The organism is Streptomyces sp. NPDC090106 (assembly GCF_044747265.1).
Lineage (GTDB): Bacteria > Actinomycetota > Actinomycetes > Streptomycetales > Streptomycetaceae > Streptomyces.
Map to the genome: position 1 here is coordinate 163,141 of NZ_JBIVDS010000009.1, position 13,618 is coordinate 176,758.

A 13,618-nucleotide genomic window follows, 5' to 3' on the forward strand; every position below is an offset into this window, starting at 1 on the left:
CGGACCGGAGTTCCGGTCCGCCCCGGCCGCACGCGCTGTTCAGCAGTCCGGGACTCCGGCGATCTTCTCGCCGCCCTGGATGTACAGGTTGTTCACCCAGGCGATGTCGCTGCCGGAGAACTCCATGACGGCGGTCCACCAGTTGTTGGTGCCCACCGCCGGGTCGTGGACGGTCTGGCCCTGCGTCTGGCACACGGCGTCGCCCCACCACTGCGAACGGACCGCGAGCCGCGGGGAGTCCGTGGTGGGCTGCTGGCGCAGATTGACGTCGGTGGCCCAGATGTAGACGTCGGTGAGGGTCGGGTCACCACCGTTGGCCGCGGCGGCCGGAGCGGCCTGGGCGGAGGTGGCGAGGGCGCCGACGGCGAGCGCGGCGACGGCCAGGCCCCTGGCGGTACGGCTGATCAGTTGCTTCATGTCTGTCCCCCAAGAAGGTCGGTGTGACGGGTCGTTGTCGCTTCCGGACTCAGCAACTCGCCGTGGCGGGCAGGCCGCCGTACTCGTCACCCTTGAGGTAGACGGCGCTGACGTAGCCCTCGGCGAGCTTCACCCAGACGTTGTTCGTGTAGCCGTAGTCGCTGACGGGCTCGCCGAACTCCCAGCAGTAGGCGCCGCGCGCCTCTCCCGCCGCCACGGAACCGACCGCGGGAAACGCGCGCGACGGCCCGGTCCGGACGTTGACGGCTTCGTAGGGCACGACCGCGTACGGCGCGCTCATCACGTGGACGGACTCCTGCCCGCCGGTCGAGGCCGCGACAGCGGTTCCCCCGGTGAGCGGACCGAGCAGAGCCAGCGCCCCGGCACCGACCAGCGCGGCCCGGGCGACGATGTGAGTGGTCATGAAGAGATCCCTCTGGACGGTGTCGTTCACTGTGTCGTTCGAACACTGTGTCGTTCGACGTCCAGAACGTTAGAGAGCCCCGCGGCTCCGTGGTCCCTGACAGATGTCAGGACGGAGGCGGGGCAGGGCAGGGCGCGGTGAGCCGGAGCGTCCGGAGGCGTCGGGCCGGTCGGCGCCTCCGGCCTCCGAAAGCCTGTCGCTCAGTGACCGGGCGGGACCCGGTCCTGGGGCCAGTCGGACGTCCCGGCCTCGCCGTCGTCCCATCGTGCGCGCTCGGCCACGGACGGGTCGGTCGAGTCCGAGATCAGCTCCGCGACGCGCAGGGTGCACTCCCACTCGGTCAGCTTGCCTTTGATCACGACCAGGTAGGTCTCGCGGTCGGTGAAGCGGTACACGTGCCGGCGCTTCTCGACGATGTTCTTGCTCGGCACATACGTGTGGAGTGCCCCGCGCAGGGCCGTCAGCGCGTGCTCCTTGGTCTCCAGCCCACGGTGGACGAACTCCGTCCTGTGCACGTCGCTGTAGTACTCCGCGATCACGACCCAGTTGCCCATCCGCTCCCCCTCGGCTCCCCTGCGGCTCCGCTGTCAGTCAGCCACAGCCCCGGCTTCCGGAACAAGGGTGATGCGGGCGTGGGAAGGGCGGACGGGTCAGTCCTCGGTGAGGAGCGACCGGACCAGGGTGGCGTAGTACCGGACGCCGAGTTCCAGGATGTCGTCGTTGAAGTCGTAGTCCGTGCTGTGGAGCGGGGCGCCGCCCTCCCCGGGTGCGGTGCCGTTGCCGATGAAGGCGAAGCAGCCCGGCACATGGCGTGCGAAGACGCCGAAGTCCTCGCTGCTGAGGTTCACGGGGCAGCGGGCGTCGACGTGTTCCTCGCCGAGCAGGTCACGGGCTGCCCGCACCGCCGCCTCGACACACGCGGCGTCGTTGACGGTCGGGTCGAACTCGTGGGTGTAGGTGACCTGGCAGGTCGCCCCGTGGCCCGCGCAGATGCCGTGGGCCAGCTCTCGGATGCGGCGCTCCAGCACCTCCCGTACCTCGTCGGTGAAGCTGCGGGTGTCGCCGCGGATCACGACTTCGTTGGGGATGGCGTTACGGGCGCCGTCCGTCACGAACTGCGTGCAGGAGACGACGGCGGACCGGCTCGGGTCCAGGGTGCGCGCCACGATGGTCTGCAGCGCGAGAACGACCTCCGCGCCGATGACGATCGGATCCACGACCAGGTGCGGTGAGGCGGCGTGGCCGCCGCGCCCGACGACACGGATCTCGAAGTTGTCCTCGCTCGCGAGGAACGGGCCCGTGCGGGTGCCGAATTCACCGGCGGCGAGACCGGGGATGTTGTGCAGTCCGAAGATCGCGTCGATCGGGAACCGCTCGAACAGCCCGTCGTCCATCATGGCTTGCGCTCCCCGGCCGGGTTCCTCCGCGGGCTGGAACAGGAACCTCACCGTCCCGTCGAAGCCGCCCTGTTCCGCGAGGAGTGCGGCGGCCCCCAGGACCATCGTCATGTGCCCGTCGTGACCGCAGGCGTGCATGGTGCCGTCATGGCGTGAGCGATACCCGTGGGAGCCGGCCTCCTGGAGCGGAAGACAGTCCATGTCGGCGCGCAGGCCGATGGCCTTCCCGCCTGTTCCCCTGCTGAGCGTGGCGACGATTCCGGTGCCGCCGACGCCCGTGACCACGTCCTCGACCCCGACGGCCTTCAGGACCTCCGTGAGGTAGGCGGCGGTTTCCCTTTCCTGGAAGGCGAGTTCAGGGTGCTGGTGCAGATGGTGGCGCCACTCACGGAGCCGGGCGCCCAGTTCGGCGGGAAAGGCGGGCAGGGCCGAGAAAGGGGTGCGCATGGAGGGGCCTTTCAGGAAGGGCGGAAGGGAACTGCTGCTGGGCGAATGACGGTTACCGGCGCGCCCCGCTCATGCGGACGCGGTGGCGGACCGTGCCCCTTCGGTGCTCAGCAGGACGATCACCGACTCCGGGGTCAGGCCGAGCGTTTCGCGGCCCTCGGGCTCACCGAGAAGGGACCGCACGGCGGGTACGCAGGCGGCGCCGCACGGGCCGGCCGGGACGCCGTGAGCGGCCAGCTCGGTCACCGCGGCGGCGGCCTCGGGGTCGGACACCGTGGTGACGGCGTCCAGCCCGTCCCTCAGGAACGGCCAGGCGAGGGCGGACGGCGTACCGCAGTTCAGCCCGGCCATGATCGTCGCCCCGGTCGGGACGCTGACCGGGGTTCCGGCCCGCACGCCCGCCAGCACGCACGCCGCGGTGTCCGGTTCGACGCCGAGCACGGCGACGGGCCGGGTCCGGCTCTTGCAGTGGGTGATCACCGCTTGGGCGAGCGAGCCGACGCCCATCGGGGTGACGACCAACGAGGCTTCTCCCTCGCCCAGTTGAGCATCGATCTCGGTGAACATCGTCGAGTAGCCGTCCACGATGTACTGCGGGACGGTCTCGTAGCCGGGCCAGGCCGTGTCCTGCACCAGCACCGCCTCCGGCCGCCCGGCGGCGTGGGCCGCCGCCAGGGCCACCGTCCTGTCGTAGTCCTCCGGTACGACGACGACCTCGGCTCCCTCGGAGCGGATCGCCTCGATCGCCGTCGCGTCGACCACGTCCGGGACGAACACGACGGCGGGGACGTCCAGCCGAGCGGCCATGTGCGCGAGGGCGCGCCCGTGGTTGCCGTCGGTGGCGGTGACCAGTGCGAGCGGGCCGCCGGCGGCCGCGGCCTCGCGAAGGGAGTCGAGGCCGTGTACGGGTACGTCGAGGCCGTGTGCGGGTACGTCGGGGCCGTGTACGGGTACGTCGGGGCCGTGTGCGGGCTTGTCGGGGCCGATCCTGTCCTGGATCACCCGGGAGACCGCGTAGAAGACGCCGAGGGCCTTGAACGCGGGCAGGCCGAGTCGCGCGGACTCGTCCTTGACGACCACACGCCGCACTCCCCACTCGGCGGCCAGATGAGGAACCTCGCGCAGGGGCGTCGGCCGGTACGCCGGCAGCGCGCGGTGGAAGGCCGCGGCATCGCCCGGCGGTGGCGCGCACCGCCAGTCACGGGCGAGCGGATTGGCCTGCCAGGAACGCCCGGAACGCGGAGAAGTGGTCATACGGCAACGCTGACAGGCACAACACATCACGTAAAGTGATCTTTTGCCAACTGAATCGTTCGGCGGTATCGAAAGAACGGGGTGGGAGTGGGATGTACGACGTGCACCGGCTCCGGCTGCTGCTGGAGCTGAAGCGCCGTGGAACCCTGACCGCGGTGGCCGAGGCCTTGAACTACAGCCCTTCGACGATCTCCCAGCAGTTGTCCCAGCTCGAGAGCGAGGTCGGGGTCCCCCTCCTCGTCCCCGCGGGCCGTCGCGTGCGGCTCACTCCGCAGGCGGACGTGCTGGCGGCTCACGCCGAGATCGTGCTGCGGCAGTTGGAAGCGGCCGAGGCCGCGCTGGCGCAGTCGCTCACCGAGCTGACGGGCACGGTCCGGATCGCGTCGTTCCAGACCGGCCTGCTCGGCCTGCTGTCGCCGGTCCTCACCACGCTGGACGCCCGGCATCCCGGTGTCCGGGTCGAGGTCTTCCAGGTCGAGCCGCAGATCGCGCTGCCCGGCATGCTGGCTCACGAGTACGACCTCGTCATCGCCGAGGAGTTCCGCCATCAGCCGCTTCCCCGGCAGAGCGACATCGACTACCGGGAGTTGTTCCAGGACCCCTTGCGCCTGGCGCTGCCGGTCGCCGACGCGGATGCCTCGACCACGGCCGGGGACGGCGGTGTCTGGGAGGTCGTGGCCCAACGTCCGTGGGTCGCCGAGGCGTTGGGCAGTGCGTCGCGCAACTGGCTGCGCACGCTGTGCCGGGAGGCCGGCTTCGAACCCGACATCCGCTTCACCACCGACGACCTGCTCGTCCAGCGGCAACTCGTGGCCGACGGCCATGCCGTGGCGATCCTCCCCGACCTCCTCGACGCGGCCCAGAACCCCAAGGTGGCGCTGGTGACCGTCCCCGGCGGTCCCCACACCCGCCGGATCCTGACCGCGAGCAGACGTGACGCCTCCGCCCACCCCGCGATCGAGGCCTGCCGCGCGGCCTTCGCGGCGACCGCGCGGGCCTGAGCGGGAAATCCTGCCCCGGAGGTCCTGAGCGGGAGGCCCTGCCCGGAAGGGCCGACAGAGCGTTCGCCAGGGCGCGTCAGGCTTCGCGGACCGCCTCGTGGCCCTGCTCCTCCGTTCACGCCGCAGGCCCCGGGACTCGACGGCGAGTCCCGGGGCCTGCGTGCACAAGGTCGCTCCCGGTCAGGCGTGCGGGCCGCCGAACGGGGCGCCGCCGGTGCCGTAGTACGTACCGAGTTCGGCGCGGTAGCCCTGGTCACCCAGGTGCTTCTCACGGTTGAACTCCGGTGCGTCCTTGATCTGTTGCTTGGTGAGGCCGATGTGGACCTTCTCCTCGTTCGGGTCGATGCTGTCGACGGTGCTCGCCGGGAGCAGGACCTCCTTGCCGAAGATCCACACGCCGGTGTCGACCACCAGGTAGGCGTCACCGACCTCGTCGGAGTGCTTGTCGACCTTGCCGATGGCACCGTCCGTCGCCTCGACCTTGTAGCCGGTGAGGTCGGCGTCCGCCAGACGACCAGCGGTCGAACGGTAACTCCACACATTCTCAGTCACGCGAAAACAACTCCTCGAGTACCCGGAGGACGGCGAGGAAATCCGCCGGTCCTCCGTTCATGTACTTCGTACTTCGTACGCGGCGGGCTCATTGGCCGCCGCGGGACGAGTGCCCATCACCCGCGACCACACGCACCGAATTCGAGCCGGATCGGTGCGACGGCCGCACCGGAGAGAGCCGGGGGACATTCAGGTGGCCGGGACCCTAGGGCGTCGTCCGGGCGAGGGGGAACGCGTGATGTCGTGCCCCGGTGACGATGAGCAGGCTGACGGCCCCGAGGGCGGCGCCCGACGCGGCGACCGCGGTGACGCCCGAGGCCTGGAGCAGCAGACCGCCGATGATCCCGCCGAGGGCCATGGCGGCGTTCCAGAGGGTGACGAGGATGGCTTGCGCGGTGTCGGCGACGGCGGTGCCGTGCCGCGTCCCGGCGTGTCCGGCGGCGGTTTGCAGCAGGGTCGGGACTCCTCCCCACCCGAGGCCCCAGAGCGCGGCGGCGCCCCAGACGATCGGCTGCGCGCTGGTGAGGGCGAGTGCCGTGGCGGCCAGGGTGAAGAGCAGCGCGGTGGTGATCATCAGGGTCCGCGGTCGGCGGTCGACATGACGTCCGACGCCCCAGATGCTGACCAGACACGCCACACCGAAGGCAAGCAGTACCGCGTCGGTCGCCGGCCCGAGCCCCGCGTGCTCCAGGTAGGGGGCGATGTAGGCGTAGACGATCGTGTGGCCGAGGACGAACGTCGCCACCGTCGCCATGACGGCCGCGACACCGGGCACCGCCAGGGTCTGCCGCACGGTCGGCTTCGCCGGTGCCGCGGTGGTGCCCGGTCGCCCGGTCCCACCCCGTTCCGTGCCGGGCTGTCCCACCCCTGGGACGGACACTCCGATCCAGCCGATGACGGCCACGGTGACGAGGGAGACGGCGGCGAACGCCGCCCGCCATACCACCTGCTCGCCGATCAGCGTGCCCGCCGGAACTCCCAGGGACAGGGCGACCGGGATACCGGTCATCGTCACCGCGATCGCGCGGCCCTCCAGCCCGGGAGGTGCGATACGGCGGGCGTGACCGGCGAGGATCGCCCAGGCCAGGCCCGCGGCCACTCCGGCGAGGAAGCGGGCGGCGAGCAGGACGACGTACCCCGGCGCGGCGGCAGTGAGGGTGTTGGCCACCAGGAAGACGGCCATGGCGCCGAGCAGGAGTGCCTTGCGTGGAACGGACGCCGTCGCCTTGGCGAGCGGGATCGCGGTCGACGCCGTACCGGCCGCGTAGACGGTGACGGCCTGCCCCGTGGCGCCCGGGCCGACGCCCAGCGAGGCGGACATCTGGGGCAGCACGCCGGCGGGCAGCGTCTCGGTCAAGCTCGTGATGAAGGCGGCGGTCCCCAGCGCCAGCAGCGCCGACCATGGCAGGCCGGTCTGTCGCGCACGGGGCTGGATGTCGCAGGACGTGGCGGTCATGCACCGCATCGTGAAACGTTCACATAGGTGTGATGGTCAAGCCGGGGTGTCCCGACTAGCGTCGGCGGATGTGAGGATCGGTGAACTGTCGCGACGGACCGGCGCGTCCCGTCGGCTGCTCCGCTACTACGAGGAGCAGGGGCTGATCGTCCCCGACCGCGGCGCGAACGGGTACCGGGAGTACGACGACCGCTCTGTGGACCGGGTCAACCAGATCCGTGGTCTGCTCGACGCGGGGCTTCCCACTCGCATCATCAAGCAGATCCTCCCCTGCCTCGACACACCGCGGTCGATCCACTTCCCCGACGCGACACCGGAGATGCTCGCCCTCCTGGCCACCGAGCGGGACCGGCTCTCCGAGCGGATCGACGTGCTCGTCCGCAACCGTGACGCCATGAGCGAGTACCTGAGCGAGGTCGCACGGTGCCGGGCACCGGCACGTGCTCCGCACCAGGTCAGTGGCACCGACCCCATGCCGCGGGGACGCCGTACGCGGAGATCGTCCGACGCCGGTTAGTGTGCCTTCGTCGCGCCGACCGGCGCGAGACGGGGGACAGCGGACGGGAGACGTCTCCATGGCAGGGAAGGACCTCCGGGCCCATCAGCGCGAAGCCGTCGACGCGGTGCTGCGCGCCCTCGAACTGCCCGCGGGGTCCGTCGTGCCCCCGCAAGGGCTCCGGACGCAGGTGATCATGGCCACCGGGTCGGGCAAGACCCTCGTGGCCGCCCGCGGCGCCGAGGAGCTGCGCGCGGACCGTGTGCTGGTGCTCGTTCCCTCGCTGGACCTGCTGGCGCAGACCGAGGCCGCGTGGCGCGAGGGCGGGCGAAAGGGCCCGGTGATCGGGGTGTCGTCCCTGCGGGGCGGGGAGGTGCCCTTCCCCAACACCACGGACCCGGCCGAACTGGCCTCCTGGGTGCGGCCGTTCGACAAGGTCACCGTGTTCGCCACGTACGCCTCCCTCGGGCTCGGCACGTTGGAGCGGGCGCACCGGGCCGGCCTCCCGGGGTGGGACCTGATCGTGGTCGACGAGGCTCACCGGACGTCGGGCCGGATCGGGAAGCCCTGGGCGGTCGTCCACGACAACACCCGCATCCCCTCCCTGCGCCGCCTCTACATGACCGCCACGCCGCGGCTGTGGCAGCTGGACGAGGAGCAGGAGCGGCAGGGTGGTGCGCCGGGTGAGCTGGTCGCGTCCATGGACGACGATCCCGGCGGTCCGTTCGGCGCCCGCTGTCACACGCTGACGCTGTCCGAGGCGATCGACCGGGGCATCTGCGCCCCCTACCAGGTGGTGTGCCTGGACATCACCGACACCCAGCTCCAGGCGGCACAGCTGCTCGGTGCCGAGGCACGCTCGGACGAGGTGCGCGGGGCCCGACTGGCGGCGCTCCAGACCGCGTTGGTGAAGGCGTCGGCCCAGGAGACGTTCCGGCGCACGCTCGTCTTCCACCATGTCGTCAAGGAGGCCGAGGCGTTCGCCGCCGGCCTGCCCGGCGTGGCCACGCAACTGCACGCGTCCGCACCGGAGTCGTATCCCCGGACGATCTGGGCGGACTGGCTGTGCGGCGAGCACAAGCCGCTCCACCGGCAGCGGGTCCTCGGGGAGTTCACCGACGGCGTCACCTCCGACGGCACCGTCGTGGACAGGAGCTTCCTCGGTTCGGTGAAGGTGCTGGGCGAAGGCGTCGACACCCGCACCTGCGACTCCGTCTACTGGGCCGACGTACGCGGCTCCATGCCCGACCTCGTCCAGGCCGTCGGCCGCGCCCTGCGCATGCGGCCCGACGAGGGCAAGATCGCCTCCCTGGTGGTGCCGGTGCTGCTCGGACCGGGCGAGACGTCGGACACCATGCTCACCAGCCGGGCGTACGGCGGGCTGGCGAGGCTGCTGGAGGCGCTGCGGGCGCATGACGCCCGGGTCGTCGAGCAGCTCGCCGAACAGCAGGCGCCCAGCGCGTACAAGCCGGTCGCGGAGGACGGCCGGTCCCGCGAAGTCCGGGGCGAGGGCGGGGAGTCCGGTCCGTCGGCGTCGGCGCGCAAGCTGCTGAGGTTCTCCACGCCGCGCGACCCCGCGCAGTTGGCCGCGTTCATCAACCTGCGTGTCCTCAACCCGGAGCACGCGCACTGGCGGCGCGGTGTGGAGGCCGCCGTCCTCTACGCCCGCGCGCACGACGACCTGAAGGTGCCGTTCACGTACCGGGTGCCGAAGGGGCCCGAGGCGGTGGAGGCGGGGTGGCCGGCCTCGCTGGGTGACTTCCCGCTGGGGCAGTGGATCGCCGACGCCCGTCGCTTCCACGCCCGCGGGGACATGGACGAGGACCGTGTCCGGCAGTTGGAGAAGCTGGGCATGGTCTGGTCGCACTACGACGTGGCCTGGGAGGAGGGCCTGGCAGCCGCCCGCGGCTGGGCAGCCGAGAACGGGCACCTGCTGGCCCCGCTGGACGCCACCTACCAGGGCCTGCGGGTGGGGATCTGGCTGAAGAACGCGCGGGCCGCCGCCCGCAAGGCCGACGAGATCCAGCGGCGGTCGGCGGAGGGCCTGCCCGTTCCGTCGGCGGCGGGCGCCCTGTCGGACGAGCGGCGCGAGCGACTGGAGGACATCGACCCCGCATGGTGTCCCGGCTGGCCGGTGGAATGGCAGCGCGCCTTCCACCTCACGCGGCTCCACCTGGACGCGGCCGGTTCGCTGCCGACCGAGCCGGGTCTCGTCCTGCGCCAGGGCGAGGACCTCGGGCGGTGGGTGAGGGCGCAGCGGCTCGGCTTCGGCGGCCTCACCACCGTCCAGCGGTGGCTGTGCGAGCAAGTCCTCGGCATCACCCCCGCGGCCGACCACGAGAAGCCACCCGCGCGCCGCACCCAGGCCGACAAATGGGCGGCGAACTACCGGGCGGCGCGCCAGTTCTACGAACGTGAGGGGCATCTGCGGGTGCCGCGCAAGCACGTGGAACGGATCGCCGAGGATCAGGCGGAGCGCGAGATCAAGCTCGGGGCGTGGATCGACAACCAGCGCAGCAGAGCCGCGGCGCTCGCTCCCGAGCGGGTGGAGCAGCTCTCCGTCATCGGCATGCGCTGGACATAGAGGACCGAGTCGGTGTCACGTGGCCGTCGGGCTCGCGGTTCGTCTCACGTGGCCGTCGGGCTCGTGGTTCGCCTCACGTGGCCGTCAGACTCGCGGTTCGTCTCACGTCGTCGCCAGGCTTCTCCGTCCATGTCACGTCGTCGCCAGGCTCTCGCTCCATGTCACGTCGTTGTTAGGCTCTCGTTCCGTGACCCTGCCGCCGTCGACGTCGAGGTCGACCGACTGGACCGGCCTGTACGACGCCTATGGCCGGGCGTCGGACGTCCCGGACCATCTGGCGGCCCTGTCGGACCCCGACCCGGCCGTCCGTCTCGCCGCCACGTCGGCCCTCGCGGGCAGCGTCTGCCACCAGGGCACACGGTGGCCCGCCAGCGCACATGTCGTCGGCCCGCTCGTCGACCTCGTCGACACACCCGCGACACCGGACCGGGGCACCCTTCTCCACCTCCTGCACGCCCTCGCCGTCGGCAGTCGCAGCGACACCGAGCTGCCGTTCCATCCCGCGCGCGCCTTCGCCCCGGCCGACCGTGTGGGCCAGGCGGACGAGGGCGCGCTGCTCCGGGTGCTCTTCGAGGAGGAGGACCCGGACATCGACGCCGTCGCCGACACGGCCGACGCCATCGCCCTGCTCTGGGCGGCCCGGGCCTACCGTGCGGCCTCGCACCACACGGCGGCCTTCTTGCGGTGGCTGGACGATCCCGACCCGGCCGTGGTGACCCGGGCTGCGGCACTGCTGGTCTGGTTCGCCCCGCTGCCGGGGCTCGCGGGCACGCTGGCCGGCGTACCTCGCGACACCGTCGAGGCTCGGGCGTCGGCGAACCTCGCGCTCGCCCATCTGTCCGGGCATCTCGGTGCCGAGGAACTCGCTGTCCTCACCGCATGTCTGTCCTCACCCCACGAGCCGGTGCGGGTCACCGCCGCGATCGCCCTGGCACGCCGACAGGCCGGCGGGCTGCCCGACCCCGCGCTGACCCTCCTCGTCCACGCCGACTCGATCGCCGTCCCCGGCGCCGTCCAAGGCTGGGACCGCTCCCTACGAGGTCATGTCGCCGTCACGCTACGCCACTTGGGCCTGTAGCCCGCCGCCCAGCGCACTTCACGCGGCGCGCCCGCACCACGCTCCCGGCGACCTCCCGCGCCCGGCTGGAGGCGCACGGATCGGCCGACGATCTCGCGGGTCCGTGCTCCGTGTGACGCCGAGGTTCGAAGGATCGGTGGCCGTCGGCTCACGGCGGGTGCTCTCATGCGGTCATGAGGGGTGGGGGCGGTCGGCAGGGCGGTTGGTGGCTGGTGGTCGCTGTGGCCATCGGCGTGTCGGCACTGTCGTGGGTGTCCCGGCTGCTGCCGGGGGTGGTGGGTGGAGCGGCGGTCGCGGCCGGGGCCGCCGTGGGCGCGGTGCTGACGCAGCGCGGGCAACTCCTTGTCGAGCAGACGGTCCGGCAGAACACGGACGTCAGGAGCCGACTCCTGGTGGACGACCGCGGGAAGCCGCCGCGCGTCACGGATGTCCGGGACCTGGTCGAGATCGGCGTCCATCCGGCCGCGCCCGCGCCAGGGTCGGCGCACTCCGGATCCGGCGGCACCCGACTGCCGCCCTTCGTCAGGCGCGATCGCAGCGCCGAGATCGAACAGGCTCTGCGCATGCACCGGTTCGTGCTCGTTGTCGGCGAGTCGACGGCGGGCAAGTCCCGGGCGGCCTTCGAAGCGGTGAGAGCGGTCCTCGCCGACGCGACTCTCCTCGTCCCTGATCACACCGAACCGGGATCGGTCACGACGGCGGTGACCGCGTCACGGCGGCTGGACCGTTGTGTCGTCTGGCTGGACGACGTCGAACGGTACTTGGGCACCGGCGGTCTGACGCCACGCCTGCTGCGCGAACTCACCGGCCGTGACGGCGTGTTCGTCGTGGCCACGATCAGGGCCCACGTACGTGCCCGCTTCATGGACGTACGGACCGAGGGGATGCCGGAGAGCGGGGACGGCGCGCTCGGCCCGGGCGCCGGGCGGCACATCCTGACCAGGGCGCACGAGATACGGCTGGATCGGCGTTGGACACAGGGGGAGTTGGCCCGGGCGCGGGAGCGGGGAGAGCAGGACGAGCGCGTGGCCCGGGCCGTGGACAGCGCCGAACGATACGGCGTCGCCGAGTTCCTGGCCGCCGGTCCCCAACTGTTCGCCGCCTGGCAGGACGCCTGGGCGCCGGAGGGCGAGCACGTGCGCGGGGCCGCGCTGGTCGCCGCGGCCGTGGAGGCACGGCGTGCGGGCTGGCACCGGCCCCTGCCCGTGACGCTGCTCCGGGAACTCCACGAGGACCATCTCACCGCCCGGGGCGGCCCCGTGCTCCACCCCGAGAGCTGGGACGCGGCGCTCCGCTGGGCGACGACACCGTTCTTCGCCACGAGCGGCCTGCTGCTCCCCCACCCCACCGCGGTGGACCACCACGACGTCTTCGACTACCTCGCCGACGCCATCGACACCGCATCCGGACGCACGCCGATCCTGGACAGCACCTGGAGCCGGCTGATCTCCGCGGCGGATCCCGCGTTGTGCGAGGACCTGGGCTGGGCGGCGCTGAGCCGGGCCGAGCCCGCGATCGCCCAGGACGCCTTCCGACGTGCCCGGGAACTCGGTGTGCGGACGGCGGCGGTGGGGCTGGCGCACGTACTCGGCGAGGCGCTGCGCTTCGACGAGGCCTGTCGGGTGTTGCGCACCGCTCTCGAGTCCGCGCCGCCGGACGCCGATGGCGACGTGCTGTTCGTCCTGCGGTCGTCGCTGGCGTGGTGGAGCGGGGCGGCCGGAGAACCGGGCGAGGCCCTCGCCCTGGCCACGGCGCTGCACGAGGAGGCGGCACACCGGTACGGCGAGGATCACCCGGAGACACTGGAGACGGCGCTGAGCCGGGCCCGCTGGACCGGCCGTTCTGATCGTCCCGAGGAAGCGCTGGCCCTGGCTCTCGCCGCCGAAGAGCGTGCCGTGCGCGCCCTCGGGGCGACACACCCCACCACTCTGAGCTGTCGTTTCGAGGTCGCGGTGTGGACGATGCCCGGCGGTCGTCCCGAACACGCCGTGCGCCTGTGGCGCGAGTTGACCGACGATGCGCAACTGGCCCTCGGCCCCTACGCGGGACTTGCCCGGGACGCCCGCTGGAACCTCGCCCACGTCCTGCGCCGGACCGGCGAGGAGGAGGCCGCGCTGGACGTGTTGGCGGAGGTGATCGAGGCCCGGAGAGTGGCCTACGGTGACGATCATCCGATGACGTTCGCGATCCGCCTCCAGCACGCGGGGCAGACGGGCGCCGCCGGTCACCACGCGGAGGCGCTGCGCCTCGTCGTCCCGCTCGTCCAGGACACGGCACGGGCGCTCGGCCCCGACGACGTCCTCACACTGGCCGCTCGACATCAACACGCCCTGTGGACGGCCCATTTGGGGCAGCGCACCGAGGCCGTCGCCGCGTTCCGCGCGCTGCTCGCCGACTGCGAGGCCGCGCTCGGCCCGGATCACGAACTCACCGTGGACACACGAGCCCGGTCGGAGCGGCCGGACGACGGGATCTGGGTCCACCACGCGCCTTCCTGGTGATCCGACCGGTA

At 72.0% G+C, this 13,618-nt stretch carries 12 protein-coding genes; 5 read left to right on the top strand and 7 right to left on the bottom strand.

Translation table 11 applies throughout. The features are described 5' to 3' along the window. Positions 1-39: 39 nt before the first annotated feature. The 5 genes from ACIPSE_RS28190 to ACIPSE_RS28210 form a co-directional block, all read right to left on the bottom strand. On the bottom strand, positions 40-417 hold the full coding sequence (locus ACIPSE_RS28190; protein WP_401667563.1) for a peptidase M23: 378 nt from the start codon (positions 415-417) through the stop codon (positions 40-42). Positions 418-466: 49 nt separating this feature from the next. After that, positions 467-841 carry an SH3 domain-containing protein gene (locus tag ACIPSE_RS28195; RefSeq protein ID WP_401667566.1) on the bottom strand — a complete coding sequence of 125 codons (375 nt, stop codon included), beginning with the start codon at positions 839-841 and terminating at the stop codon, positions 467-469. A 200-nt stretch (positions 842-1,041) separates the two neighbouring features. Beyond that, a complete protein-coding gene (locus ACIPSE_RS28200) occupies positions 1,042-1,395 on the bottom strand; it encodes a hypothetical protein (protein ID WP_401667569.1) in 354 nt (117 codons plus the stop codon). Positions 1,396-1,491: 96 nt separating this feature from the next. Next, a complete protein-coding gene (locus ACIPSE_RS28205) occupies positions 1,492-2,685 on the bottom strand; it encodes a M20 aminoacylase family protein (RefSeq protein ID WP_401667571.1) in 1,194 nt (397 codons plus the stop codon). Positions 2,686-2,754: 69 nt separating this feature from the next. Beyond that, on the bottom strand, positions 2,755-3,939 hold the full coding sequence (locus ACIPSE_RS28210; RefSeq protein WP_401667573.1) for a pyridoxal-phosphate dependent enzyme: 1,185 nt from the start codon (positions 3,937-3,939) through the stop codon (positions 2,755-2,757). A 92-nt stretch (positions 3,940-4,031) separates the two neighbouring features. Here ACIPSE_RS28210 and ACIPSE_RS28215 point away from each other — a divergent pair, with 92 nt between their 5' ends. Continuing rightward, positions 4,032-4,940 carry a LysR family transcriptional regulator gene (locus ACIPSE_RS28215; RefSeq protein WP_401667576.1) on the top strand — a complete coding sequence of 303 codons (909 nt, stop codon included), beginning with the start codon at positions 4,032-4,034 and terminating at the stop codon, positions 4,938-4,940. 180 nt (positions 4,941-5,120) lie between these two features. Here ACIPSE_RS28215 and ACIPSE_RS28220 read toward each other — a convergent pair whose 3' ends face one another. Then, positions 5,121-5,492, bottom strand: coding sequence for a PRC-barrel domain containing protein (locus ACIPSE_RS28220; RefSeq protein ID WP_401667579.1), 372 nt, complete (start codon positions 5,490-5,492; stop codon positions 5,121-5,123). Between the two features lie 205 nt (positions 5,493-5,697). Beyond that, entirely contained in the window at positions 5,698-6,948 is a 1,251-nt protein-coding gene (locus ACIPSE_RS28225; RefSeq protein WP_401667581.1) for an MFS transporter, read from the bottom strand. Between the two features lie 70 nt (positions 6,949-7,018). On the opposite strand from ACIPSE_RS28225, the gene ACIPSE_RS28230 reads away from it, so the two are divergent. The 4 genes from ACIPSE_RS28230 to ACIPSE_RS28245 all read left to right on the top strand — a co-directional run bounded on the left by ACIPSE_RS28230 (position 7,019) and on the right by ACIPSE_RS28245 (position 13,607). Continuing rightward, positions 7,019-7,465, top strand: a complete 447-nt coding sequence (locus ACIPSE_RS28230; RefSeq protein WP_401667584.1) for a MerR family transcriptional regulator — start codon at positions 7,019-7,021, stop codon at positions 7,463-7,465. A gap of 58 nt (positions 7,466-7,523) precedes the next feature. Further along, positions 7,524-10,028: a Helicase associated domain protein gene (locus ACIPSE_RS28235; protein ID WP_401667586.1), complete on the top strand. Its 2,505-nt coding sequence runs from the start codon at positions 7,524-7,526 to the stop codon at positions 10,026-10,028. 187 nt (positions 10,029-10,215) lie between these two features. Continuing rightward, the gene (locus ACIPSE_RS28240) at positions 10,216-11,106 is read left to right on the top strand and encodes a hypothetical protein (RefSeq protein ID WP_401667589.1); all 891 of its coding nucleotides are present in this window, start codon (positions 10,216-10,218) and stop codon (positions 11,104-11,106) included. A gap of 173 nt (positions 11,107-11,279) precedes the next feature. Beyond that, positions 11,280-13,607, top strand: a complete 2,328-nt coding sequence (locus ACIPSE_RS28245) for a tetratricopeptide repeat protein (protein ID WP_401667592.1) — start codon at positions 11,280-11,282, stop codon at positions 13,605-13,607. The last annotated feature ends 11 nt before the right edge of the window (positions 13,608-13,618 follow it).

Excerpts from the sequence above, each read along its gene's own strand:
- ACIPSE_RS28190 (WP_401667563.1), bottom strand. The coding sequence starts at position 417 with ATGAAGCAACTGATCAGCCGTACCGCCAGGGGCCTGGCCGTCGCCGCG.
- ACIPSE_RS28195 (WP_401667566.1), bottom strand. The coding sequence starts at position 841 with ATGACCACTCACATCGTCGCCCGGGCCGCGCTGGTCGGTGCCGGGGCG.
- ACIPSE_RS28200 (WP_401667569.1), bottom strand. The coding sequence starts at position 1,395 with ATGGGCAACTGGGTCGTGATCGCGGAGTACTACAGCGACGTGCACAGG.
- ACIPSE_RS28205 (WP_401667571.1), bottom strand. The coding sequence starts at position 2,685 with ATGCGCACCCCTTTCTCGGCCCTGCCCGCCTTTCCCGCCGAACTGGGC.
- ACIPSE_RS28210 (WP_401667573.1), bottom strand. The coding sequence starts at position 3,939 with ATGACCACTTCTCCGCGTTCCGGGCGTTCCTGGCAGGCCAATCCGCTC.
- ACIPSE_RS28215 (WP_401667576.1), top strand. The coding sequence starts at position 4,032 with ATGTACGACGTGCACCGGCTCCGGCTGCTGCTGGAGCTGAAGCGCCGT.
- ACIPSE_RS28225 (WP_401667581.1), bottom strand. The coding sequence starts at position 6,948 with ATGACCGCCACGTCCTGCGACATCCAGCCCCGTGCGCGACAGACCGGC.
- ACIPSE_RS28235 (WP_401667586.1), top strand. The coding sequence starts at position 7,524 with ATGGCAGGGAAGGACCTCCGGGCCCATCAGCGCGAAGCCGTCGACGCG.
- ACIPSE_RS28245 (WP_401667592.1), top strand. The coding sequence starts at position 11,280 with ATGAGGGGTGGGGGCGGTCGGCAGGGCGGTTGGTGGCTGGTGGTCGCT.